This window comes from Pseudomonas sp. S34 (genome assembly GCF_009866745.1).
GTDB classification, from domain to species: domain Bacteria; phylum Pseudomonadota; class Gammaproteobacteria; order Pseudomonadales; family Pseudomonadaceae; genus Aquipseudomonas; species Aquipseudomonas jessenii.
On record NZ_CP019398.1, the window covers coordinates 2,158,419 to 2,180,262 of the forward strand.

The window sequence follows — 21,844 nt, forward strand, 5'->3', positions numbered from 1 at the left end:
GTGCTTGCCTGCGGGTTTTACTCCCTCGTACTAACCGCTTCGGTCTTTTGGTCCGATAGATGTTTCTCGAAAATCTGCTCGATGAACGATTGGGCGGCTTCGGTTCCAAGGTCCCTGACCAGAAGGTCGATACCGATAATGGCGAGCTCTTCCGTGCTGCTTGGGCTGTAGGAGCTGTGGCCGTCTTGCCACTTGGCCTTGATGGCAGCGTCGATGCTTACGGTGGTCATGATGGCACTCGGGAGGTCGGGGAAGTCTGAGTACCGAGTTAACCATTTTGCGGGGCTTTTGACACGTCGACTTAGGCATGAAAGGAGGGCTGTGCGACACTTGGTCTCTGACGAATATTCAAGGAACGCGCTGTGCAGATCGATTTGAACTCCCCGGATGGCCTGACCCTCGAGGCGGTGCGTCAGTTGCTGGCCGGCGCCAGTGACGATGAGCACACCCAGTTGCGGGTCACCAAGGGAGGCATTGCCTACATCTCCTCGGGTGTCGTGGGCGGTACCGATATCGACGGGTTGTTGTTCCGGCTCGAAACCTGGGCCAAGGGCTCCGGTTATGTCGGGCGGGTTGCGGCCAGCGATGAAGTCTGGGTCATGCAAATCTTCAATGCCTTGAAAGAGAACTGGCCCAATCCTCCTTACGACTACATCGACGTTTATTGAGCGTCGTTCATATTCAGTCACGATTCAGTGATTAAGGGCAGGGCGACGCTCAGGCAGAATCGCGGCTCGTCCGGATCATGGGCAGGGTGCCAGTGTTCCCTGTGAAACCAAACGCCAGTCTGGTTGTCGCACGATCTCAGCTTAATCATTGAATAAGGAGGCTTCATGCCTTGGAAGCTCGCGTCATTGGGTACTTTGTTGGCCGTTGCCACGCTGGCCGGTTGCAGCACTCCCTCTACGGAGTCGGCAACAACGGATGTTGCGACGACTGACACGGGTCACAGTCGCTGTGAGGCAAAGGCTGCCGAGTTCACCATCGGCAAACAGGCATCGCCGCAGCTGCTCGAGCAGGCGCGTACCCGTGCCGGGGCGCAAAGTGCACGGTTCCTGCTGCCAACCGATATGGTGACGCTGGAGTACCGTTCCGATCGCCTGAACCTGAACACCGATGCCAGCCGGGTAGTGACCCGCGTCAACTGCGGCTGATCGTTTGGCTTTTGTTTCACCCATAAAAAACCCCGTCACATGGACGGGGTTTTTTTAGTGCGCCTGGAAATTACTCTGGGCGAACTTGAGCAGCTTGCATACCCTTTTGGCCTTTCTCAGCCACGAAGGAAACAGTCTGGCCTTCTTTCAGGCTTTTGAAACCGTCGCTTTCGATAGCTTTGAAGTGTACGAACAGGTCGTCACCGCCACCTTGAGGAGTGATGAAGCCGAAGCCTTTTTCATCGTTGAACCATTTAACGGTGCCGGTTTGGCGATTAGACATGGTGTATCTCCAAGAAACATATATTTTCAGTAGTACTGTGCTGCTCAGGCCAACTGGGCACACCCGAGTATCATAGTCGAAATGTTCGGTTTGGGAGCCCCCCGGACGCACTGTTTGCCAATCAGACGTTTTTTCTTTGTACCCTTTAGCGGCTGAAAGCCCCGTTCTATAAGGCTTTCGGCCGAAAGTTAAGGCGATAAAAAAAGCTGAAAAACCTGAATAAATTGTACGAAAGGTCCTGTTTCAGCGGCTTTTTAACAGTGTTTCAGGGGCTGAAAGCATGGGGGCGGGCTTATTTTTGCTCTGTTTTGGTGGCCTTGCAGGCTGCAATTTTGCTCAGTGCCTGCTGCTTCAATGTGTCGCTGGCCGTGTTGTTCATCAGGGCCTGAATGTCGGCGGCAGGGTACGATTTGATGGCATCGGCACCGCAGGCGCAGTGGGATTTTGCTGCCGGCGTACCAATCTTCTCGGCAGCGGCAGGAACGCACTGAGCCATGTATTTCTGTCGTTCGCCTTTTGGCCATTCTGCATGGGCGGCCAGTGGCAGGAGGAGAATGACGGGGGCGACTACGGCGAATAAACGATTCAGACGCATGCTGAGATACTCCTTGTGGGTCAGATATCTTGTTATCTGAGGGCGAGAGTGCGCTTCAAGTTCAGCACTCTGGCATAAAAACAGCCAATTTACCTTGCTGCAAAACCTGCGCACGGTGGCAACCGTTCATCTGTGCTAGCATGCGTGGCTCGGGCGTTTGCAGGCTCCGATGGACCTTCAGTCCCGGTGGCGGCAGATGCACGATTAACCCTGATTTGAATCCCAGTCACTCTGGTTCGGTTTCCCGGTTGGCCGCAAGGCTCCTGCCGCTGTAAGGCAGGCGTTCGTCATTGAACGGCCTGGACCGGATCTTGTACTGGCTCATCCCAACCCACGTGACCTTTGGTAGGGGTCACCACTAGGAGAGGAGGCGCCATGCCAACTATTACTCTTCCCGACGGCAGTCAACGTTCATTCGATCACCCGGTTTCCGTAGCCGAGGTCGCCGCATCCATCGGTGCAGGCCTGGCCAAGGCCACCGTTGCCGGCAAGGTCGATGGCAAGCTGGTCGACGCCAGCGACATCATCGACAGCGACGCGTCGCTGCAAATCATCACGCCAAAGGATGAAGAGGGGCTGGAGATCATTCGCCACTCTTGCGCCCACCTGGTTGGCCACGCGGTCAAGCAGTTGTACCCGACCGCCAAAATGGTCATCGGTCCGGTCATCGATGAAGGTTTCTATTACGACATCGCCTTCGAGCGTCCTTTCACTCCGGACGACCTGGCGGCCATCGAGCAGCGCATGCAGCGGCTGATCGAGAAAGATTACGACGTGATCAAGAAAGTCACTCCGCGCGCCGAAGTGATCGAAGTGTTCAAGGCCCGTGGCGAAGACTACAAGTTGCGCCTGGTCGAAGACATGCCGAACGAGCAGGCCATGGGCCTGTACTATCACGAAGAATACGTCGACATGTGCCGCGGTCCGCACGTGCCGAACACCCGCTTCCTGAAATCCTTCAAGCTGACCAAGCTGTCCGGTGCCTACTGGCGCGGCGATGCCAAGAACGAGCAATTGCAGCGCGTCTACGGCACCGCATGGGCGGACAAGAAGCAACTGGCGGCTTACATCCAGCGCATTGAAGAAGCCGAAAAGCGCGACCACCGCAAGATCGGCAAGCGCCTGGGCCTGTTCCACACCCAGGAAGAGTCGCCGGGCATGGTGTTCTGGCATCCGAACGGCTGGACTTTGTACCAGGTGCTCGAGCAGTACATGCGCAAGGTTCAGCGCGACAATGGCTACCTGGAAATCAAGACGCCGCAAGTCGTTGACCGCAGCCTGTGGGAGAAATCCGGGCACTGGGCCAACTACGCCGACAACATGTTCACCACCCAGTCGGAAAACCGCGACTACGCGATCAAGCCAATGAACTGCCCTTGCCACGTGCAGGTGTTCAACCAGGGCCTGAAAAGCTACCGCGAGCTGCCAATGCGCCTGGCCGAGTTTGGCGCGTGCCACCGTAACGAGCCATCGGGTGCCTTGCACGGCATCATGCGCGTGCGCGCGTTCACTCAGGACGACGCTCACATCTTCTGCACCGAAGAGCAGATGCAGGCCGAGTCCGCCGCGTTTATCAAGCTGACCATGGACGTCTACGCCGATTTCGGCTTTAAAGATGTCGAGATGAAGCTGTCCACTCGTCCGGAAAAACGCGTCGGGTCCGACGAGCTTTGGGATCGCGCCGAAGCTGCGCTGGCCGCAGCCCTTGATAGTGCGGGCCTGCCGTACGATCTGCAACCGGGCGAGGGTGCGTTCTACGGTCCGAAGATCGAATTCTCGTTGAAAGATTGTCTCGGTCGCGTCTGGCAGTGTGGTACCCTGCAGCTCGATTTTAACCTGCCGGTCCGTCTGGGAGCCGAATTCGTCTCCGAAGACAACAGTCGCAAGCACCCGGTCATGTTGCACCGGGCGATCCTGGGGTCCTTCGAGCGTTTCGTCGGAATCCTGATCGAGCACTACGAGGGTGCATTCCCGGCGTGGCTTGCTCCGACCCAGGCAGTGGTGATGAATATCACTGACAAACAGGCTGATTTCGCCGCCGAGGTTGAAAAAACCCTCAACGAAAGCGGATTTCGTGCCAAGTCTGACTTGAGAAATGAAAAAATCGGCTTTAAAATCCGCGAGCATACTTTGCTCAAGGTTCCTTATCTCTTGGTTATCGGAGATCGGGAAGTCGAGATGCAGACTGTCGCTGTGCGTACTCGTGAAGGTGCTGACCTGGGCTCGATGCCCGTCGCCCAGTTCGCTGAGTTCCTCGCGCAAGCGGTTTCCCGGCGTGGTCGCCAAGATTCGGAGTAATTATTATTAAGCGTGAAATGAGACAAGATAAACGAACTGCACCGAAAGCCCCGATCAACGAGAATATCTCGGCACGCGAGGTTCGGTTAATTGGGGCTGAAGGTGAACAGCTCGGGATTGTGTCAATTGAAGACGCGCTTCTTAAGGCTGAAGAGGCCAAGCTGGATCTGGTGGAGATTTCCGCCGATGCAGTACCACCTGTTTGCAAACTGATGGACTACGGCAAATCGATCTTCGAAAAGAAGAAGCAGATTGCTGCGGCCAAGAAAAACCAGAAGCAGATTCAGGTTAAAGAAATCAAGTTTCGTCCAGGGACGGAGGAAGGGGATTACCAGGTAAAACTGCGCAACCTGGTACGTTTCCTGAGTGACGGGGACAGGGCCAAGGTATCCTTGCGATTCCGCGGCCGTGAGATGGCCCACCAGGAGCTGGGGATGGAACTCCTCAAGCGAGTTGAAGGTGACTTGCTCGAGTACGGTTCGGTCGAACAGCATCCTAAGATGGAAGGACGCCAGCTGATCATGGTCATCGCCCCGAAAAAGAAGAAGTAATCAACAGGGCACGGCAGGCCTTCTGATTATGTTTATCAACTGAATGCGGAGTATCCGAACATGCCAAAAATGAAGACCAAAAGTGGTGCTGCTAAGCGGTTTCTGAAAACTGCTAACGGTATCAAGCACAAGCACGCTTTCAAGAGCCACATCCTGACCAAAATGTCGACCAAGCGTAAGCGTCAACTGCGCGGTAGCAGCTTGCTGCATCCGTCTGACGTGGCAAAAGTCGAGCGCATGCTGCGCCTTCGTTAATTTTAGTCAAGAATAGAGGAAGTAACTCATGGCTCGTGTAAAGCGTGGCGTCATTGCCCGTAAGCGTCACAAAAAAATTCTGAAACTTGCTAAAGGCTACTACGGCGCACGCTCCCGCGTATTCCGTGTTGCCAAGCAAGCGGTAATCAAGGCAGGCCAATACGCCTACCGTGACCGTCGTCAGAAAAAACGTCAGTTCCGCGCTCTGTGGATCGCTCGTATCAACGCTGGTGCTCGTATCAACGGTCTGTCCTACAGCCGTTTCATCGCCGGCCTGAAAAAAGCGTCCATCGAGATCGACCGTAAGGTTCTGGCTGATCTGGCAGTGAACGAAAAAGCGGCGTTTGCTGCGATTGTCGAGAAAGCTAAAGCCACCTTGGCTTAAGTACCCCCGACAGTCACCCGGCCTCGCATCTGTGGGGTCAGGTGTTAAACGTCATAAATAGGGGAAGAGCCTTCAAGCTCTTCCCCTATTTTGTATCTGGAGTCTGTACATGGAAAACCTGGATGCGCTCGTCTCTCAAGCTCTAGAGGCTGTGCAAAGCGCTGAAGATATCAATGCCCTGGAGCAAATCCGGGTTCACTACCTTGGCAAGAAGGGTGAATTGACTCAGGTGATGAAGACCCTGGGGAATTTGCCGGCAGAAGAGCGTCCGCAGGTCGGTGCGCTGATCAACGTTGCCAAGGAGCGTGTCACAGAGGTCCTTAATGCGCGCAAGGCATTGTTTGAAGAAGCCGATCTGGCTGCCAAACTCTCCGCCGAGTCCATTGACGTGACCCTGCCTGGCCGTGGTCAGACCTCCGGTGGTCTGCATCCGGTTACCCGTACTCTGGAACGCGTCGAACAGTTCTTCACCCGTATTGGCTACGGCATCGCCGAAGGCCCTGAGGTCGAAGACGACTATCACAACTTCGAAGCGCTCAACATCCCCGGCCACCACCCGGCCCGGTCGATGCATGACACCTTCTATTTCAATGCGAACATGTTGTTGCGCACCCATACCTCGCCGGTACAGGTCCGCACCATGGAGTCGAAACAGCCGCCGATCCGCATCGTCTGCCCAGGCCGTGTATACCGCAGCGACTCCGATATCACCCACTCGCCGATGTTCCACCAGGTCGAAGGCCTGCTGATCGATCGCGACATCAATTTCGCCGACCTCAAAGGCACCATCGAAGAGTTCCTGCGGGTGTTCTTCGAAAAGGAACTGGCGGTGCGTTTCCGTCCTTCGTACTTCCCGTTCACCGAGCCATCCGCTGAAGTCGACATGGAATGCGTGATGTGCAGCGGTAAAGGCTGCCGCGTCTGCAAGCAGACCGGCTGGCTGGAAGTGATGGGTTGCGGCATGGTTCACCCGAACGTGCTGCGCATGTCCGGGATCGACCCGGAAGAGTTCTCGGGCTTTGCCTTCGGCATGGGCGTAGAGCGTCTGGCCATGCTGCGTTACGGCGTGAACGACTTGCGTCTGTTCTTCGACAACGACTTGCGGTTCCTCGCGCAATTTCGCTAGTCGTAACGAATTCTTAGGAGAGCAGGATGAAATTCAGTGAACAATGGCTGCGTGGCTGGGTTAGCCCGCAGGTAAGTCGCGACGAGCTGGTTGCTCGTCTGTCGATGGCCGGTCTTGAGGTCGATAGCGTTACGCCGGCCGCCGGTGTTTTCAGTGGCGTGGTCGTTGGCGAGGTGCTGAGCACCGAGCAGCACCCGGACGCCGACAAACTGCGCGTGTGCCAGGTCAGCAACGGTTCGGAAACCTTCCAGGTTGTTTGCGGTGCGCCAAACGTGCGCCCGGGCTTGAAGATTCCTTTCGCCATGATCGGCGCCGAGCTGCCAGGCGACTTCAAGATCAAGAAAGCCAAGCTGCGTGGCGTCGAGTCCAACGGCATGCTGTGCTCGCAAACCGAGCTGCAGGTCGGTGAAGGCAATGACGGCCTGATGGAGCTGCCGGCCGATGCGCCGGTGGGCGAGGATTTCCGCGTTTACCTGGACCTGGAAGACGCCAGCATCGAGGTCGATCTGACCCCGAACCGTGGTGACTGCCTGTCCCTGGCCGGTCTGGCCCGTGAAGTGGGTGCCCTGTACGCCGCTGCGGTGGTCCGTCCGGTGGTGGCTTCGGTTCCTGCCGCCCACGACGAAGTGCGCTCGGTAGAAGTGCTGGCGCCCGCCGCGTGCCCGCGTTACCTGGGGCGTGTGATCCGTAACGTCGACCTGTCCAAAGCAACGCCGCTGTGGATGGTCGAGCGTCTGCGTCGTGCCGACGTGCGCAGCATCGACGCTGCCGTCGACATCACCAACTATGTGATGCTGGAACTGGGTCAGCCGCTGCACGCCTTCGATCTCGCCGAAATCAACGGTGGCATCCGTGTGCGCATGGCTGAAGAGGGCGAGAAGCTGGTGCTGCTCGACGGCCAGGAAGTCAGCCTGCGTAGCGATACGCTGGTGATTGCCGACCACTCCCGCGCACTGGCAATTGCTGGCGTCATGGGTGGCGAGCACAGCGGTGTTTCCGCGACCACACGTGATGTGTTCCTGGAAAGCGCCTTCTTCGACCAGATCGCCGTAGCAGGCAAGGCCCGTTCCTATGGCCTGCACACCGATGCATCCCATCGCTATGAGCGTGGCGTGGACTGGCAACTGGCCCGCGAAGCCATGGAGCGCGCGACTGGTTTGCTGCTGGAAATCACCGGTGGTGAAGCGGGTCCGATCATCGAGACCGTCAGCGAACAGCACCTGCCGAAAATTGCTCCGATCACCCTGCGTGCCCAGCGTATTACCCAGATGCTGGGTATGGAAATGGATTCGGCCGAGGTGGAGCGTCTGCTCAACGCCTTGGGCCTGACCATTACTGCCGACGGGGCAGGGCAGTGGCGTGTAGAAGTTCCAAGCCATCGCTTCGATATCAGCCTGGAAGTGGACCTGATCGAAGAACTGGCACGCCTGTATGGCTACAACCGTTTGCCGGTTCGTTATCCGCAAGCGCGTCTGGCGCCGCAAGCCAAGGCAGAAGCCCGTAGCGACCTGCCTGAACTGCGCCGCCTGCTGGTTGCCCGTGGATATCAGGAAGCAATTACCTATAGCTTCATCGATCCGAAACAGTTCGAACTGTTTAATCCGGGTGTGGAGCCGTTGCTGCTGGCCAATCCGATCTCCAATGACATGGCTGCCATGCGTTCGTCGCTGTGGCCGGGTCTGGTCAAGGCGCTTCAGCACAACCTGAACCGTCAGCAGGATCGCGTGCGTCTGTTCGAAAGCGGCCTGCGTTTCGTTGGCCAGCTTGAAGGTCTGAAGCAAGAGCCGATGTTGGCGGGTGTTGTTTGCGGTAGTCGCCTGCCGGAAGGCTGGGCGCAGGGTCGCGATACCGTCGACTTCTTCGACGTCAAGGCAGACGTGGAAGCGGTGCTGGGTTTTGCCGGTGCTCTGGATTCCTTCACTTTCGTGCCGGGCAAACACCCAGCGCTGCACCCGGGTCAAACCGCGCGCATCGAACGTGACGGTCGTCTGGTCGGCTTCATTGGCGCGATCCACCCTGAATTGTCGAAAACCCTCGGTCTCGACCGTCCGGTCTTCGTCTTCGAGCTGGTTCTGGCGGAAGTGGCGTCGGGCAAAATGCCAAAATTCCACGAGTTATCGCGCTTTCCTGAAGTGCGTCGTGACCTTGCACTGATTGCGCACAAAGACGTTGCAGCCACGGCTGTACTGGACGTAATCCGTGAAAATGCAGGCGAATGGCTGACAGACCTCAGGCTATTTGACGTGTATCAGGGTAAAGGCATTGATCCTGATAGAAAAAGCCTCGCAGTCGGCTTGACCTGGCAGCATCCATCGCGCACTCTTAATGACGATGAGGTGAATACCGCAACGCAAAACATCCTCACCTCGCTCGAACAAAGGTTGAACGCCACGTTAAGGAAGTGACGTATGGGGGCTCTGACGAAAGCTGAGATGGCGGAACGTCTGTATGAAGAGCTGGGCCTGAACAAACGGGAGGCCAAGGAATTGGTCGAACTGTTTTTTGAAGAAATCAGGCACGCTCTCGAAGACAACGAACAAGTCAAATTGTCCGGTTTCGGCAATTTCGACCTTCGGGACAAACGCCAGCGGCCTGGCCGCAATCCGAAAACGGGGGAAGAAATCCCGATCACGGCTCGCCGTGTGGTCACCTTTCGTCCAGGGCAGAAGTTGAAGGCCCGAGTTGAGGCTTATGCTGGAACCAAGTCATAACGACGAGCTCCCCGTCATCCCGGGCAAACGCTACTTCACCATTGGTGAAGTCAGCGAGCTGTGTGCGGTAAAACCACACGTGCTGCGCTACTGGGAGCAGGAGTTTCCTCAACTCAACCCTGTCAAACGCCGCGGAAACCGCCGGTATTATCAGCGCCAGGACGTGCTGATGATCCGGCAGATCCGTGCGCTCCTTTACGATCAGGGGTTCACCATCGGCGGAGCGCGCCTGCGTTTGTCCGGTGATGAGGCCAAAGACGACACCACCCAATACAAGCAAATGATCCGCCAGATGATCGCCGAGCTCGAAGATGTTCTGGTGGTACTCAAGAAATAAATTCTCGCTTTTAAATACTTCCAGTTTTCAAAAGCTTGCGATATATTCTTGAGCGTTCCTCGAGATGAGGAATGGGTTTCACGCCTAGTCGGGGCGTAGCGCAGTCCGGTAGCGCACTAGCATGGGGTGCTAGGGGTCGAGTGTTCGAATCACTCCGTCCCGACCATATAATTCAAGGGGTTGCGAGATTTTATCTCGCGACCCTTTTTTATTTTTGGTCGTTTTTACCCACACAAAACCACTGGCTGTGTATGGAATCCTCACTCTTTTGGATGAGCTGGCGCCTGTCGAGGGCACCGTTCTAGTACTTCCAAGCGATCACTTGTCAGCTCATGCAGGGCTTCCAATATCGTCACAGGTAGAGCCTATACAACGTTTAAGGTAGCGAGCCGACTCTGGATGTCCAGGTGATTGCTCGGTTCGTCCAGCCACAAAATCTGTGGGCGCTGGGCCAAGGCTCGCGTGATGCGTACATGCCGCAGTTCACCGCCACACATATATGTTAGGGCGCTGATTATTCAGGGCTTTTTCGTTTCTTCGTTTCTGAAAAAAACCAGCCCATACTTTGGCCCATACCCCGTTTGGCTCAGCGCTTTGCGATCAAAGGCTAATTTTTCCGACAGTTCCTTAATCGCTGGATCTCTGGATCTCTGGACCTCTAAAGGCTTGGGAGCAGCGTGCTGACCGACGCCAACACATGAGCGCGTGCCAGCGATCCACGCATCGGCTGCCGCATCCTGGCATTGGCTCGATCGCGTCGTATGCGTAGCCAATGATGCGCGGCTGCTGCCGCACCAATCCAGGTGACTGGCGCAACGTGCCGGCCCCACCTCGCCCGCACCGGTGGTGCTAATGAAGACCACAGCGGTGACATCTTGGGTAGCAATAGGCGCGAATTACAAATATGCAGCCGATGGTAATTCTATCGAGGCGTCAGGAATCGCTGGATAAGCTTGTGTATTTGTTGAATATTTCCTCACCTAGTCGCTATGGTCGGGCTCAATGCTCGCGTCGATCACGGGTTGGCGATGCCGAGCTTCAGCGCCACTTTCAGGCACTGTCTTGCACTGAGCTTTTGAAGCCGTGACCCCAAGCGACGATTAGTTCAGCATGTTGTCAATTCTGGCGTTAGGAATACTCTTTATGGTCAGTTCCAGTTCATCCCAGTCGATGCAAGACTTCAGTCAGAACTTGCGCCTTCTCTGCGGATATTATAAGTCGGTGGCGAAGGTGTGCCGCTCCCTTGATATCAACCGCCAGCAGTTCAACAAATACTTGGGGGCGCAAGCGACTCCCTCGTCCTTTACCCTGCGCAAGATCTGCACTTTTTTTGGGGTGGATGAGGAGGAAATATTCTCCGAGCATGAATCCTTCCGCGCTCTGCTCAACAGGCAACGCACGGCGCGAGAGCCGGACAGTGCGGTACCAGCCGATTTTTTCCCGAGCTCCGCGCAGGCGTTGTCGAAGTACCAGGGTTACTACTTTGTCTATTTGATGTCGCCTGCCGCGCCGGGGGAGGTGATCAAGTCGATTACCCGCTTGACCCGCTCCGGCGAAAAGATCCTGAGTAAAACCTACGAGCGGATGAGGCTGGGCGATGACCAGCTGAACAGTTTCGGCATCAATAAATATCGTGGGTTCTGCTTTGCCTCATCGGATCTGATTTACATCGTCGAGCGCGAGTACCTCTCGTCCCGGGGCTATATCTGGTCAGCGCTTTATCCCTCCTACCGCAGTCGTTTCCGTTTTCTCAACGGCTTGGTACTCGGCGTTTCGGGTGACAATTTCCGCCGTCCTTTTGGTGCCCATATTGTATTTGAGCACCTAGGCGAGTCGATCGACCTGCGTAACGCTCTCACCAGTTGCAGCTGTTTTCCGATTGATGCCCCTGAGATTCCCGACGAGGTGAGGTCGCGGCTGCTGGTACATCCATCAGAAGGTGAGTTCAACCTCGTCCCTCCGCTGTTTTAGTCTTTTTTTTAAAATTGACGCTAGGTGACGCTTTGGGGCGTCACCTGGCGTTTTTTTCTTCGTGCTCGCGAAATTGAGCTGGCCGTGCGGCAGATCGATAATGCCATACACCACTCAAATGTCAGTTTCGTTAACGGCCAATCACATCATTCATTCCAGTTGAATGAGTGCCTGTTTCTACAAGTGATCCGCTGCGCCCGCCATAAAAATAAGAGGAACACCTATGAAATTCAAAAGAACATTGATGGCGGGGTTGATGGCGCTGTCCATTACTGCGCCATTGACCAGTGGTTTGGTGTATGCGGCAAACAATACCTTGGTTGTCGCTGATCGAGCCTCTTTCAAGGATTGGGATCCAGCCTCAGCCTTTTCGGAGGAAGTGCGGGTACTGGGCAATATCTACGAGACACTAGTTGTATATAACGCGCCAGGCAGTGCTGAGGAGTTTTCCCCCGGGCTTGCCACGTCCTGGGAAAGCAGCGACAACGGCAAGACCTGGACCTTCAAGCTGCGGCACGGCGTTAAATTTCATGACGGTTCGGCCTTTAATGCCGCAGCGGTCAAAAAGTCCATTGATTACGTCAAGGAGCTGAAACAAGGCGCTGCATTTGTATGGAAAGGTCTGGATGCCGTCGAGGCCCTCGCTGACGATACGGTAGTGCTCAAGTTTAAGAGTCCCACTCCGGCCAATCTGATCGCGGCAGGTCAGTATGCCGCTTACATCATTGCCCCGGCGGCGGTGGAGAAAGGGCATGACTGGATGATGGCTCCCAACGCCATCGGTACCGGTCCCTACAAACTTGGGCAGGTCGAACAGGGCCAGCAAGTGGTGCTTGAGCGATTCGATGGCTACTGGGGAGGTTGGAAAGAAGGGCAATTTGATCGGGTCATCGTGAAGGTCGTGTCCGAAGCCGCCACTCGTACCCAGATGATCAAAAATGGCGAGGCCGGTGTCGCTTGGGATATCCCTCTTGATCAGCTCAAGGTGTTGGGAGAGAACCCCTCCATCAAGGTGAGCACCGCGCCTTCGTGGAAGAACTTTCAATTTTTGATCAATACCCAGAAGTACCCTACGAACAACCTGGCATTTCGTCAGGCGCTGCAGTATCTCTGGGACTATGAAAGTGTCACCAAAGATATTTTGCATGGCTACGGCAGTGTTCCCAAGGGGCCTTTACCCACCAGTATCTGGGGGCATGCCAGCGTGCCTATGGCTACTTACGATCTGGATAAAGCCCGACAATTGTTGGAAGCCTCCGGTGTACCTAAGCAGGACTGGAAGGTCTCGATGCAGTACATCAGTGGCATCTATGCAAACGCTGCTGAACTATTCCAGGCGACGGCGTCTCAGGTTGGCGTAGAGGTGGAGTTACGCCCCGGCGAGTGGGGTGTGATCTGGGATAAGGCAAAGAAGCTGGACACCGCTCCCAACCTGCAATCTATGGCTTGGTGGCCGACGTATCCGACACCCAGCGATTGGCTTTTCAGTGAGTTCCATACAGAGAAAACCACGCTATTCAATCTGTCTCACTACAGCAACCCAAGCTTTGATCAGTTGATTGAAGAGGCGGCGGCGCTAGAAGGCAGTGATCGGGCCCAATCCACTGAAAAGTACGTGCAGGCCCAGCAGCTACTGGCCAAGGACGCTCCTGCGATCTGGTACGCCGACGTGCAGCAGATACGTGTCTCCCGCAAAGACATCAAGGGTATGGAAAGGAGCCTGAATCCTGCTTATGAGGCGATTCTCTATTACAACTTGAATCGCTGAATACTGAGTCGTCCTTGATGAAGTTGTACGTGTAACACCTGATTTGCCATATATATCGATAGCCGGGCAGTTAGTTAATCTGCCTGGTCATTCCCTCAAGGGTTAATCCGCTTTTGGGGTTTTTATGTAGGGCGTAAGAAGTCAGGGTCAAGTTTTTTAGCCACAAGGGGTATTCCAAATGGCGAAGTATATAGCTCAGCGATTGATAGTGATGTTCTTCATTCTTTTGGGAGTGTTGACCATCACCTTCGTTCTGAGCCGAGCTCTTCCGGGTTCCCCGGTAGAAATGATGCTGGGGAACCACCCCACGGTGGAGCAGATTGCCGTCGCACGGGAAAAACTGGGGTTGGATAAGTCTCTGCCGATCCAATACTTCAATTACATCGGCGATCTTCTCCGAGGTGATTTTGGCACTAGTCTGCGCACCGGGCGGCCGGTGGTGGAGGAAGTGGTCAGGCGGGTTGGCGCGACTTTTGAACTGACATTCCTGGCGATGTTCTGGGTGGTGGTGCTGGGGGTGCCGATCGGTGTCATCTCAGCGGCGCGGCAGAACTCAGTGGTCGACAATGCGGCACGAGCGGGGTCCATCGCCGGGACGGCGTTTCCAGTTTTCATCCTGGCCATGGGGTTGCAGTTATTGTTCTACGGCAAGCTCAACTGGCTGCCCCTGCAAGGACGTATCGATGCTTCCATTCTTCTCGATAGCCCTTTTGAGCGTGTGACAGGCTTTTACCTGATCGACACTCTGCTGGCCGGTAATTTCGTAGCACTGTGGAGCGCCATCAAACACCTGACGCTACCCGTGCTCGCCCTGGTCATCGTGACCTTGGCCACTGTCACCCGGATCACCCGAAACATGATGGTGGAGGTGCTATCCGAGGAGTACATCCGTACGGCCGTTTCTTACGGTGTACCCAAGTGGCGTATCCATTACGCCTATGCCCTGAAGGCGACAATGATTCCGCTCCTGACAGTGGTGGGCCTGACCTTCGGTTACCTGCTCGGTGGTGCGGTAGTGGTTGAGTTCGTTTTCGATTGGCCCGGCCTGGGCGGCTTCGTGGTGTTTTCGATTGCCCAGAATGATTTCCCCGCAGTGATGGGAGCCACCCTGGTGCTGGCCACGACGTATCTGTCGATCAACCTGATCGTTGATCTCTTGTATCACCTTGTTGATCCGAGGTTGCGAGTCCAATGAGTATCCAAGACGTATCCCTGTCCATGCCCTCGCGAGCCCCATCATGGCGTATCAAGGCCTTGGCGTTTGCCTGCGATAACAAGTTGTTTGTATTCGGCGCGCTGTTATTGCTGCTGATCATCCTGGCGGCAGTCTTCGCCCCCTGGCTTGCACCTTATGAACCGAACAAGATTGTCTTTTCCCAGAAATTGCTGGCACCCGACTGGGCACACTGGATGGGCACCGACGAGTTTGGTCGCGACATTCTTTCACGGGTGCTTTATGGCGCACGCACCTCGCTGATCATCGGAGTGAGCGTGACTCTGATTGCGATGCTGATCGGGATTCCGATTGGGCTTGTTTCCGGTTACTTCGGTGGTCGAGTTGATACGCTGCTGATGCGTTTCTCAGACGTGTTTCTGGCCTTTCCGCCGCTGTTGTTGCCGATCGCTATCACCGCTGCGCTGGGATCAGGATTGGCCAACGCCATGTTAGCGCTCGCTGTCTCTTGGTTTCCCTGGTACGCGAGGATCATGCGCGGTGCGGTAGTACGGGTTCGTTCAGAAACCTATATCCATGCCGCCCGTTCCATGGGCGTCAGTCACTGCCGTATCTTGCTTCGCCATGTACTGCCCAATGCCACCACGCCTGTGATCGTGCAGGGCTCCATGGACTTTGGTTACACCATTCTCGCCGCTGCCTCGCTAAGCTTTATCGGGCTGGGGGCCAAGCCGCCCATGATCGAATGGGGGCTGATGGCCGCGGCGTCGCGCTCGCAGTTACTCGAGAATCCCTGGACGGTGCTGTTTCCCGGAGTGGCGATTTTTGTTCTGGTGCTGGCTGTCAACCTGGTAGGTGACGGGCTGCGCGATGTGCTTGATCCAAAGAAGGGGATGCGCTGATGATCGACGAATCCTTGCAGTATTCGACTATTGAGCGTCTCGCCGCTGCGAATAACGACGCAGCTCAAGACCTGGTGCTGGAAGTGGAAGGGCTGACGGTGTCTTTCCCTGGTTTGTTCAAGACCGTACAGGCCGTACGCGGCATCGACCTTAAGGTAAGGCGCGGCGAGATCCTCGGGTTGGTGGGGGAGTCGGGCTCGGGCAAGTCTATGACGGCCATGTCCTGCCTTGGATTGATGCCTGAGGCCGCTCGGCTGGGAGGCAGTGTCAGGGTCGCCGGACAGCAGGTCAACGGCGCCTCGGCATCGCAACTGGCGGCTTTGCGTGGCGGTGGCGCGGCGATGATCTTCCAGAATCCGATGAAGGCGCTCAATCCGTTCTTCACCATCGGGCGGCAGATGTTCGACGTCATCGGCTGCCATCGGCAACTGAGTAAGGCACAAATCCGCGCCGAGGCGCTGAGCTCGCTGGAAGCGGTGAGCATGCCCGACCCCCCTCTGGCGCTAGCCAAGTACCCGCACCAGATGTCTGGCGGTCAGTTGCAGCGAGTGGTGATTGCCATGGCGCTGGCCTGTCGGCCGAAGCTGCTGATCGCCGATGAGCCGACCACGGCGCTGGACGTCACCGTGCAGGCGCAGATCATCGCTCTGCTGCGCAAACTGGCACGGGAGCAAGACCTGGCGATTCTGTTTATCACCCACAACCTGGGGGTAGTGGCTTCGCTCTGTGACCGGGTGGCGGTGATGTATGCCGGCGAAGTGGTGGAGAGCGGTCCGGTGGGCGAGGTGTTCAAGCGACCTGCACACCCCTACACCCTGAAGTTGATGGGCACCGTGCCCAAGTTGGGGCAGGGACCCCAAGCCCTGGGCTTCATCCCGGGGCAGGTGCCGAACATGGCGGCTCCCCCGGCTGGCTGTGCCTTCAACCCACGTTGTGAACGCGCCACCGGACGCTGCAATCACGCTGCGCCGAGGGTTGTCATCGGCAAGGAGCACTGGGCAGCTTGCCACAACATATTGGTCAAGGTGTGAGGCTTCTTTGAAAGGTAAACGGCTATGAATAACAACAAACAGCCCGCACTGTTGAGCGTCAATCAGTTGCACAAGACCTACGCCAGCCGCGATGGCCTGGTGACGGCCATTGACCACATCAGCCTGGAGGTGCAGGTCGGTGAGACGGTCGCGCTGGTGGGGGAATCCGGTTGTGGCAAAAGTACGGTGGCCGCGACCTTGCTCGGTCTGCTGCCAGCCGATAGCGGGCAAATTCTGGTTGAAGGTCGACCGCTGCCCACTGATGCCAGGGCGCGGGGCAGGAGCTTGAGTATGGTGTTCCAGAACCCGTACGCCTCGCTGAACCCGAAAATGACGATCAAGGCAATTGTTGCCGAGCCGCTGAAGGTTGCCTTTGGTTTGCGCGGTAGCGCCTTGCACGCGCGCATTCTCACGCTGCTGGGAAATGTAGGGATGGGCGAGGAGCACATGGAACGCTATCCCCATGAATTCTCCGGTGGCCAGTTGCAGCGTATCGCTATCGCCCGGGCCCTGGCGCTGGAGTCAAAACTGCTGATCCTCGATGAGCCTACGGCGGCGCTCGACGTGTCGGTCCAGGCCCAGGTGCTGCAACTGCTCAAGACGCTGCAGACCGACAATGGCCTGAGCTACCTGTTCATCAGCCACGACCTTGCGACGGTCGAGTATCTGGCGCAGCAGGTGCTGGTGATGTACTTGGGGCGCATCGTCGAGGCCGGGCCTGTGGAACAGGTGTTCGGCCGACCGCGTCATCCCTACACTCGTGCGCTGCTCAATTCAGTGCCCTCCATCGACCCGGAGCGCCGTGACCAGTTGCAAATCCTGAGTGGCGAGATCCCCAGCCCCTTGAACCGGCCTGCCGGGTGCCACTTCGCGCCCCGTTGCCCGCGGGCCAGTGAGCGTTGTCGCCGAGAGGTGCCAGCCGAGACCCAAGATCACGGCCACCGCTTTTCTTGCCACCACCCTCTGAACGATGAGAGCTGAACCCCTATGTACAATAAAAAAGACATGACCGCTCCCGGCATTGGTTATCAGGACCTAAGTTTGATGCAGGGCTATCCGCCGCCCCGGGAAAAGCAAGTCGGCCTGCATAATTGGGACAGTCCGCCCTATAACCGCTGGTCGTTCCAGCACATGAGCCAGTTGTTTCCGGTGGCCGCTATTCATCGCAGTCCCGGGCCGGTCACCGAACTCGAGCGCAACGAACGCTCACTGGACGACGTACGTTTCCAGCGGGTCGACGGCGGGCAAACCGATCTGGCGACCTTCTTGACCGATAGCTACACCGATGGTTTTTTGGTGCTTCATCAAGGCAAGGTGGTTTCGGAGCAGTATTTCAACGGTATGCAGCCGCACACGTTGCATCTGTTGCAATCGGTATCCAAGACCGTCATCGGTAGCCTGGTCGGCAGGTTGATCGGCCAGGGCAGAATCGATCCCCAAGCGCGTGTCAGCCACTATGTGCCTGAGCTTTCGGCAAGCGGTTATGGCGACACCCGGGTACAGGATCTGCTGGATATGCGCACGGGAGTGAGATTCAGGGAGGACTACACCGATCCGGATGCTGAATTCATCCAGTTGGATATCGCCTCGGGTTGGCGTGAACGGGGAGAGCGGGAGTCACCTGACAGCATTTATGGTTTGTTGAAGTCGCTGAGTAAAGACCGTGAACATGGCCAGTTCTTTGAGTATCGCTCAGTGGATACCGACATGTTGGCCTGGGTCTGTGAGCGGGCCTGCGGCGAACGGCTCCCCGTTTTACTGAGCCGGGAAATCTGGTCAAGACTTGGGGCAGAACAAGACGCGAATATCACCCTCGATTGCGTTGGAACTGCATTGGCCGATGGCGGGATGAGCGCCACGCTGCGTGATCTGGCGCGCTTTGCCCAGATGTATCTGCAGGGTGGACGTTTCAACGGCCAACAGATTGTTCCAGAGGAGTTTGTGCGTGCATGCGGCCGTGGTTCCACACCGGCTTTTGAAGTCCTCTATGGCTTCTATGTCAAACACTTTCCTGACGCCGCCTATAGCAATCAGTGCTGGGTGCTGGACAGTGAACAGGGTACCTATTCGGCGCGAGGAGTTTTTGGGCAGAGTATCTATTGGGATCCGGCTTCTGAAGTGGCAATCGTAAAACTTTCCAGTTGGCCGGACTTCATCAACTTAGAGTGGACGTTGAATACCTTCCGTGCTTGTGCAGCTGTGGTTGAAGAACTGCAACGCAGCTGACGCGGGTGACCGCGGCTTGTCACGCACCTCCCAGCCTTGGTGAAGAAGTGCAAATTGCAGGCTCGGCATAGCTACACCCAGACCCGGCTGAACGCCGGCGGCTGACCCTCCCGGCCCTCACTTGAACGCTGTTTGCAGCCTTCGTTCTGGTGGGCCCTACCCCTTTCATCCAGACCGCGCTTTTGCCGTGGCCGGGATGAGTGTTGCCAACAATAAAATAAACAAGAGACGGAGCGACCATGAACTTGAACACCACCCGGGCCTTGCGCTCATTGACCCCGCTGGCGCTGTTGGGGGCGCTTTCCACCCCAGCGATGGCGATCCAGGTCACCGACAACCTCGATCTCGGCGGTGCCGTCCGGGCGCGTTGGGACTATGACCCGGATCGCGACATCCAGAAATTCAGCTTCGACACCGCGATCCTCAGCGCCAAGTACAACTCCGACACCTGGATCGGCGAGGCCCAATACCGTTTCTACGGTCGATCCTACCCTTACGAGTACACAAAGAATGTCGGAGACGTCCAGTTCGCCGAATTGGCGTGGATCGGCTACAAGTTCAACCCCGACCAGCAGGTCCAAGTCGGCCTGAACCAGCTGCCGTTCGGTTTGCAGCCGTACTTCGGCAGCACGTTCTACCAAACCCTGGGCAGCGTAATGGGACTGGAAGACGTGGAAGAAGTCGGCGCCAAGTACATCCAGCAAAGCGGCGACTGGAATCTTCAGGCCGGTTATTACTTGCGCCCCGCTTGGCAGGGTAAAGGCACTAGCAACGGTGAAACCTACTCCACCGTGGTCTCCGAAGCGGACAGCTATGTCACCGACGGCAGCAACAACCAGGAACGCAACACAGTGGTCCTGCGGGTGGCCAAGGCGCTGGACCTGGGGCCGTGGAAGTCCGAAGTCGGGATCTCCGGCCTGACCTCGTCTCTGGAGAACCGCGACACCAACAACAATGGTCGGCGCAATGCCATGGCGGTGCACTACATCGGCAAGAACGGCCCATGGGGCGTGCAACTGCAAGCCGCGCGTCAGCAGATGTCCCCGCGCAACCCCGGCACCGATGAACTGGTGACTTTCGGCAGTTACGACGCCACCTTCAACGTCGCCAGTCGCGGCAACTTGTACGTGGCGGATGTGAGCTATGACGTCAGCGGCAAGTATCTGTTCGATCAGATCAGCGGTGTGAAGCTGTACGCCAACTACAGCGCCTTCGATAAATCTGCTGATGATTTCAAGACCTCGCAACGGATGATTTTCGGCACCTCGTTCTCCCTCAGCAAGCTGTGGATCGCCACGGAATGGTTGTACGGCAAGAATGATCCGGTCATTGGTGGCGGCAGTCTCACCCAGAGTCTGGGGGCTGGTGGTAGTAACCAGTGGGAAAACCAGTTGTACATGAACATCGGTTATTACTTCTGATCCGGATTTTTTGGCAACAGCCCTAAAGTCCTCTTCGCGAGTGGGCTCGCCCACAGGTTTAGCGCATAACCTGTAGGCGAGCCTGAATTGGTCAAGTAAGTCCGGACACCGATTACGATGTTTATGCCGCTTTTTGCTCCATGGCTATTGGCGACAGGTAGTTGTTGTAGCTGTGGAGCCTGCTGCGGTTGCCTGGGTATTTAATTTGGGTTTCTACACGGCCCTTGGTTTAACGAATCCTCTCTCACTTCGAGGCAAAATCATGACGGATTTGCTTGCACAAAAAGATGTTAAAAATCACCTCCATCCTTATACGGATGCTCGACTTCATGAGGCGGATGGCCCCCTCATTATCGAACGTGGAGAAGGAGTTTATGTTTATGATAATCAAAATAAGCGATACATCGAGGCGATGTCAGGGCTATGGAGTGTAGCGCTTGGTTTCAGCAACCAGCGGCTGATCGAGGCTGCCGAAAAGCAACTGCGTACACTGCCGTTCTATCATGTGTTTTCCAGTAAGGCACACCGCCCCAGCATCGAGCTCGCCGAAAAATTGGTGGAGATGGCTCCGGTGCCGATGAGCAAAGTGTTTTTCACCAACTCCGGCTCTGAGGCAAACGACACGGTTGTTAAACTTTTGTGGTACCGGAACAATGCTCTGGGGAAGCCCGCCAAGAAAAAGTTCATCAGTCGGCAGAACGCATATCACGGTATCACTACCGTAAGTGCAAGCCTCACTGGGCTGCCGGCAAATCAGCGCGGTTTTGACGTTCCCCTGCCGGGCTTCCTGCATGTCAGCTGCCCGCACTTTTATCGATATGGTCGAGCAAGTGAAACAGAAGAACAGTTCGCCGATCGCCTCGCCCAAGAACTGGATGATCTGATCATCAAGGAAGGCCCTGAGACGGTCGCAGCGTTTTATGGCGAACCGCTGATGGGAGCCGGGGGTGTGATCATTCCGCCCAAGACCTACTGGGAAAAAATCCAGAAGGTGTGCCGCAAGCATGACGTCTTGATTGTCGCGGATGAGGTCATCTGTGGTTTCGGTCGAACCGGCAATATGTTCGGTTGCGAGACCTTTGATATCAAACCAGACGTCATGGTGCTATCCAAACAGCTGTCATCCTCCTATCAGCCTATTGCAGCCATACTGATCAACGATGCCGTTTACCAAGGTATTGCCGATCAGAGCCATTCGATTGGCACCTTAGGGCATGGCTTCACTGGTAGCGGGCACCCGGTAGCTACTGCAGTCGCCCTGGAGAATCTTAAAATTATCGAAGAGGAGGGCCTGGTTCAGCATGCTGCTGAAATGGGGATTATCCTTCGCAAAGGGCTTCAGCAGTTTGCTGATCATCCAATGGTTGGCGAGGTTCGTGGTGTGGGGTTGATTGCTGCCGTTGAGTTGGTAGCCGACCGGCACACAAAAGAGCCTTTTGAGGCTATTGGCAGACTCGGGCGGTATCTGTCCTCTCAGGCCCAGGAGCGTGGAATGATCAACCGAGTCATGGGAGATGCATTGGCATTCTGTCCTCCGTTGATCTCAACGGAGAAGGATATCAATGAAGTCCTTGGAGTTTTTGGGGCTTCTCTGGATGCGACAGAACACTGGTACCTCAAACACACTGCACAGTAGTTAACACCACTCACTACAGG

The 21,844-nt window shown here is 56.2% G+C and carries 22 protein-coding genes, 1 tRNA gene and 1 pseudogene; 20 read left to right on the forward strand and 4 right to left on the reverse strand.

All coding sequences use genetic code 11. The features are described 5' to 3' along the window. Positions 1–17: 17 nt before the first annotated feature. Entirely contained in the window at positions 18–230 is a 213-nt protein-coding gene (locus tag PspS34_RS09620) for a hypothetical protein (RefSeq protein WP_057715541.1), read from the reverse strand. A 132-nt stretch (positions 231–362) separates the two neighbouring features. Between PspS34_RS09620 and PspS34_RS09625 the strand changes: the two genes are divergently transcribed. Both PspS34_RS09625 and PspS34_RS09630 read left to right on the forward strand, forming a co-directional pair. Continuing rightward, positions 363–668, forward strand: coding sequence for a hypothetical protein (locus PspS34_RS09625; protein ID WP_007975706.1), 306 nt, complete (start codon positions 363–365; stop codon positions 666–668). 165 nt (positions 669–833) lie between these two features. Continuing rightward, positions 834–1,154 (forward strand): I78 family peptidase inhibitor, encoded by a 321-nt coding sequence (locus PspS34_RS09630; protein ID WP_008047240.1) that lies wholly within the window; start codon positions 834–836, stop codon positions 1,152–1,154. A gap of 70 nt (positions 1,155–1,224) precedes the next feature. On the opposite strand, the gene PspS34_RS09635 is transcribed toward PspS34_RS09630, so the two are convergent. Further along, positions 1,225–1,437 (reverse strand): cold-shock protein, encoded by a 213-nt coding sequence (locus tag PspS34_RS09635; protein ID WP_003179963.1) that lies wholly within the window; start codon positions 1,435–1,437, stop codon positions 1,225–1,227. A gap of 292 nt (positions 1,438–1,729) precedes the next feature. Continuing rightward, positions 1,730–2,032, reverse strand: a complete 303-nt coding sequence (locus PspS34_RS09640) for a hypothetical protein (protein ID WP_057715540.1) — start codon at positions 2,030–2,032, stop codon at positions 1,730–1,732. A gap of 375 nt (positions 2,033–2,407) precedes the next feature. Here PspS34_RS09640 and thrS point away from each other — a divergent pair, with 375 nt between their 5' ends. The 9 genes from thrS to PspS34_RS09685 all read left to right on the forward strand — a co-directional run bounded on the left by thrS (position 2,408) and on the right by PspS34_RS09685 (position 9,861). Further along, positions 2,408–4,330, forward strand: coding sequence for a threonine--tRNA ligase (gene thrS / locus PspS34_RS09645; RefSeq protein WP_154860591.1), 1,923 nt, complete (start codon positions 2,408–2,410; stop codon positions 4,328–4,330). Next, entirely contained in the window at positions 4,330–4,881 is a 552-nt protein-coding gene (infC, locus tag PspS34_RS09650; RefSeq protein WP_172435703.1) for a translation initiation factor IF-3, read from the forward strand. Before thrS ends, infC begins: the two co-directional genes overlap by 1 nt. Before the next feature lie 60 nt (positions 4,882–4,941). Then, positions 4,942–5,136 (forward strand): 50S ribosomal protein L35, encoded by a 195-nt coding sequence (gene rpmI / locus PspS34_RS09655; RefSeq protein WP_002553160.1) that lies wholly within the window; start codon positions 4,942–4,944, stop codon positions 5,134–5,136. 28 nt (positions 5,137–5,164) lie between these two features. Next, positions 5,165–5,521: a 50S ribosomal protein L20 gene (gene rplT, locus PspS34_RS09660; RefSeq protein ID WP_007905879.1), complete on the forward strand. Its 357-nt coding sequence runs from the start codon at positions 5,165–5,167 to the stop codon at positions 5,519–5,521. A gap of 109 nt (positions 5,522–5,630) precedes the next feature. Next, positions 5,631–6,647 (forward strand): phenylalanine--tRNA ligase subunit alpha, encoded by a 1,017-nt coding sequence (pheS, locus tag PspS34_RS09665; RefSeq protein WP_007975711.1) that lies wholly within the window; start codon positions 5,631–5,633, stop codon positions 6,645–6,647. A gap of 26 nt (positions 6,648–6,673) precedes the next feature. After that, entirely contained in the window at positions 6,674–9,052 is a 2,379-nt protein-coding gene (gene pheT, locus PspS34_RS09670) for a phenylalanine--tRNA ligase subunit beta (protein WP_057715538.1), read from the forward strand. Between the two features lie 3 nt (positions 9,053–9,055). Further along, positions 9,056–9,358 (forward strand): integration host factor subunit alpha, encoded by a 303-nt coding sequence (gene ihfA, locus PspS34_RS09675; RefSeq protein ID WP_002553164.1) that lies wholly within the window; start codon positions 9,056–9,058, stop codon positions 9,356–9,358. Then, entirely contained in the window at positions 9,339–9,695 is a 357-nt protein-coding gene (locus PspS34_RS09680; RefSeq protein WP_003179985.1) for a MerR family transcriptional regulator, read from the forward strand. Before ihfA ends, PspS34_RS09680 begins: the two co-directional genes overlap by 20 nt. Before the next feature lie 89 nt (positions 9,696–9,784). Further along, a tRNA-Pro gene (locus tag PspS34_RS09685) sits at positions 9,785–9,861 on the forward strand. Positions 9,862–9,991: 130 nt separating this feature from the next. Here PspS34_RS09685 and PspS34_RS28500 read toward each other — a convergent pair. Next, a pseudogene (locus PspS34_RS28500) lies at positions 9,992–10,192 on the reverse strand (histidinol phosphatase); the annotation flags it as partial. 646 nt (positions 10,193–10,838) lie between these two features. Between PspS34_RS28500 and PspS34_RS09690 the strand changes: the two are divergent. The 9 genes from PspS34_RS09690 to PspS34_RS09730 all read left to right on the forward strand — a co-directional run bounded on the left by PspS34_RS09690 (position 10,839) and on the right by PspS34_RS09730 (position 21,824). Next, positions 10,839–11,666 carry a helix-turn-helix transcriptional regulator gene (locus tag PspS34_RS09690; protein ID WP_159389616.1) on the forward strand — a complete coding sequence of 276 codons (828 nt, stop codon included), beginning with the start codon at positions 10,839–10,841 and terminating at the stop codon, positions 11,664–11,666. Positions 11,667–11,889: 223 nt separating this feature from the next. Next, entirely contained in the window at positions 11,890–13,434 is a 1,545-nt protein-coding gene (locus PspS34_RS09695; protein ID WP_159389617.1) for an ABC transporter substrate-binding protein, read from the forward strand. A 178-nt stretch (positions 13,435–13,612) separates the two neighbouring features. Further along, positions 13,613–14,629 carry an ABC transporter permease gene (locus tag PspS34_RS09700; RefSeq protein WP_159389618.1) on the forward strand — a complete coding sequence of 339 codons (1,017 nt, stop codon included), beginning with the start codon at positions 13,613–13,615 and terminating at the stop codon, positions 14,627–14,629. Beyond that, complete coding sequence (locus PspS34_RS09705) at positions 14,626–15,510, forward strand: ABC transporter permease (RefSeq protein ID WP_159389619.1); 885 nt, start codon at positions 14,626–14,628, stop codon at positions 15,508–15,510. The genes PspS34_RS09700 and PspS34_RS09705 overlap by 4 nt, the downstream gene beginning before the upstream one ends. Next, complete coding sequence (locus tag PspS34_RS09710; RefSeq protein WP_159389620.1) at positions 15,510–16,541, forward strand: ABC transporter ATP-binding protein; 1,032 nt, start codon at positions 15,510–15,512, stop codon at positions 16,539–16,541. Before PspS34_RS09705 ends, PspS34_RS09710 begins: the two co-directional genes overlap by 1 nt. Before the next feature lie 24 nt (positions 16,542–16,565). Continuing rightward, complete coding sequence (locus PspS34_RS09715; protein ID WP_159389621.1) at positions 16,566–17,522, forward strand: oligopeptide/dipeptide ABC transporter ATP-binding protein; 957 nt, start codon at positions 16,566–16,568, stop codon at positions 17,520–17,522. A gap of 6 nt (positions 17,523–17,528) precedes the next feature. Continuing rightward, positions 17,529–18,767 (forward strand): serine hydrolase, encoded by a 1,239-nt coding sequence (locus tag PspS34_RS09720; RefSeq protein ID WP_159389622.1) that lies wholly within the window; start codon positions 17,529–17,531, stop codon positions 18,765–18,767. 239 nt (positions 18,768–19,006) lie between these two features. Continuing rightward, on the forward strand, positions 19,007–20,188 hold the full coding sequence (locus PspS34_RS09725) for a hypothetical protein (RefSeq protein ID WP_159389623.1): 1,182 nt from the start codon (positions 19,007–19,009) through the stop codon (positions 20,186–20,188). Between the two features lie 262 nt (positions 20,189–20,450). Then, positions 20,451–21,824 carry an aspartate aminotransferase family protein gene (locus PspS34_RS09730; RefSeq protein WP_159389624.1) on the forward strand — a complete coding sequence of 458 codons (1,374 nt, stop codon included), beginning with the start codon at positions 20,451–20,453 and terminating at the stop codon, positions 21,822–21,824. The last annotated feature ends 20 nt before the right edge of the window (positions 21,825–21,844 follow it).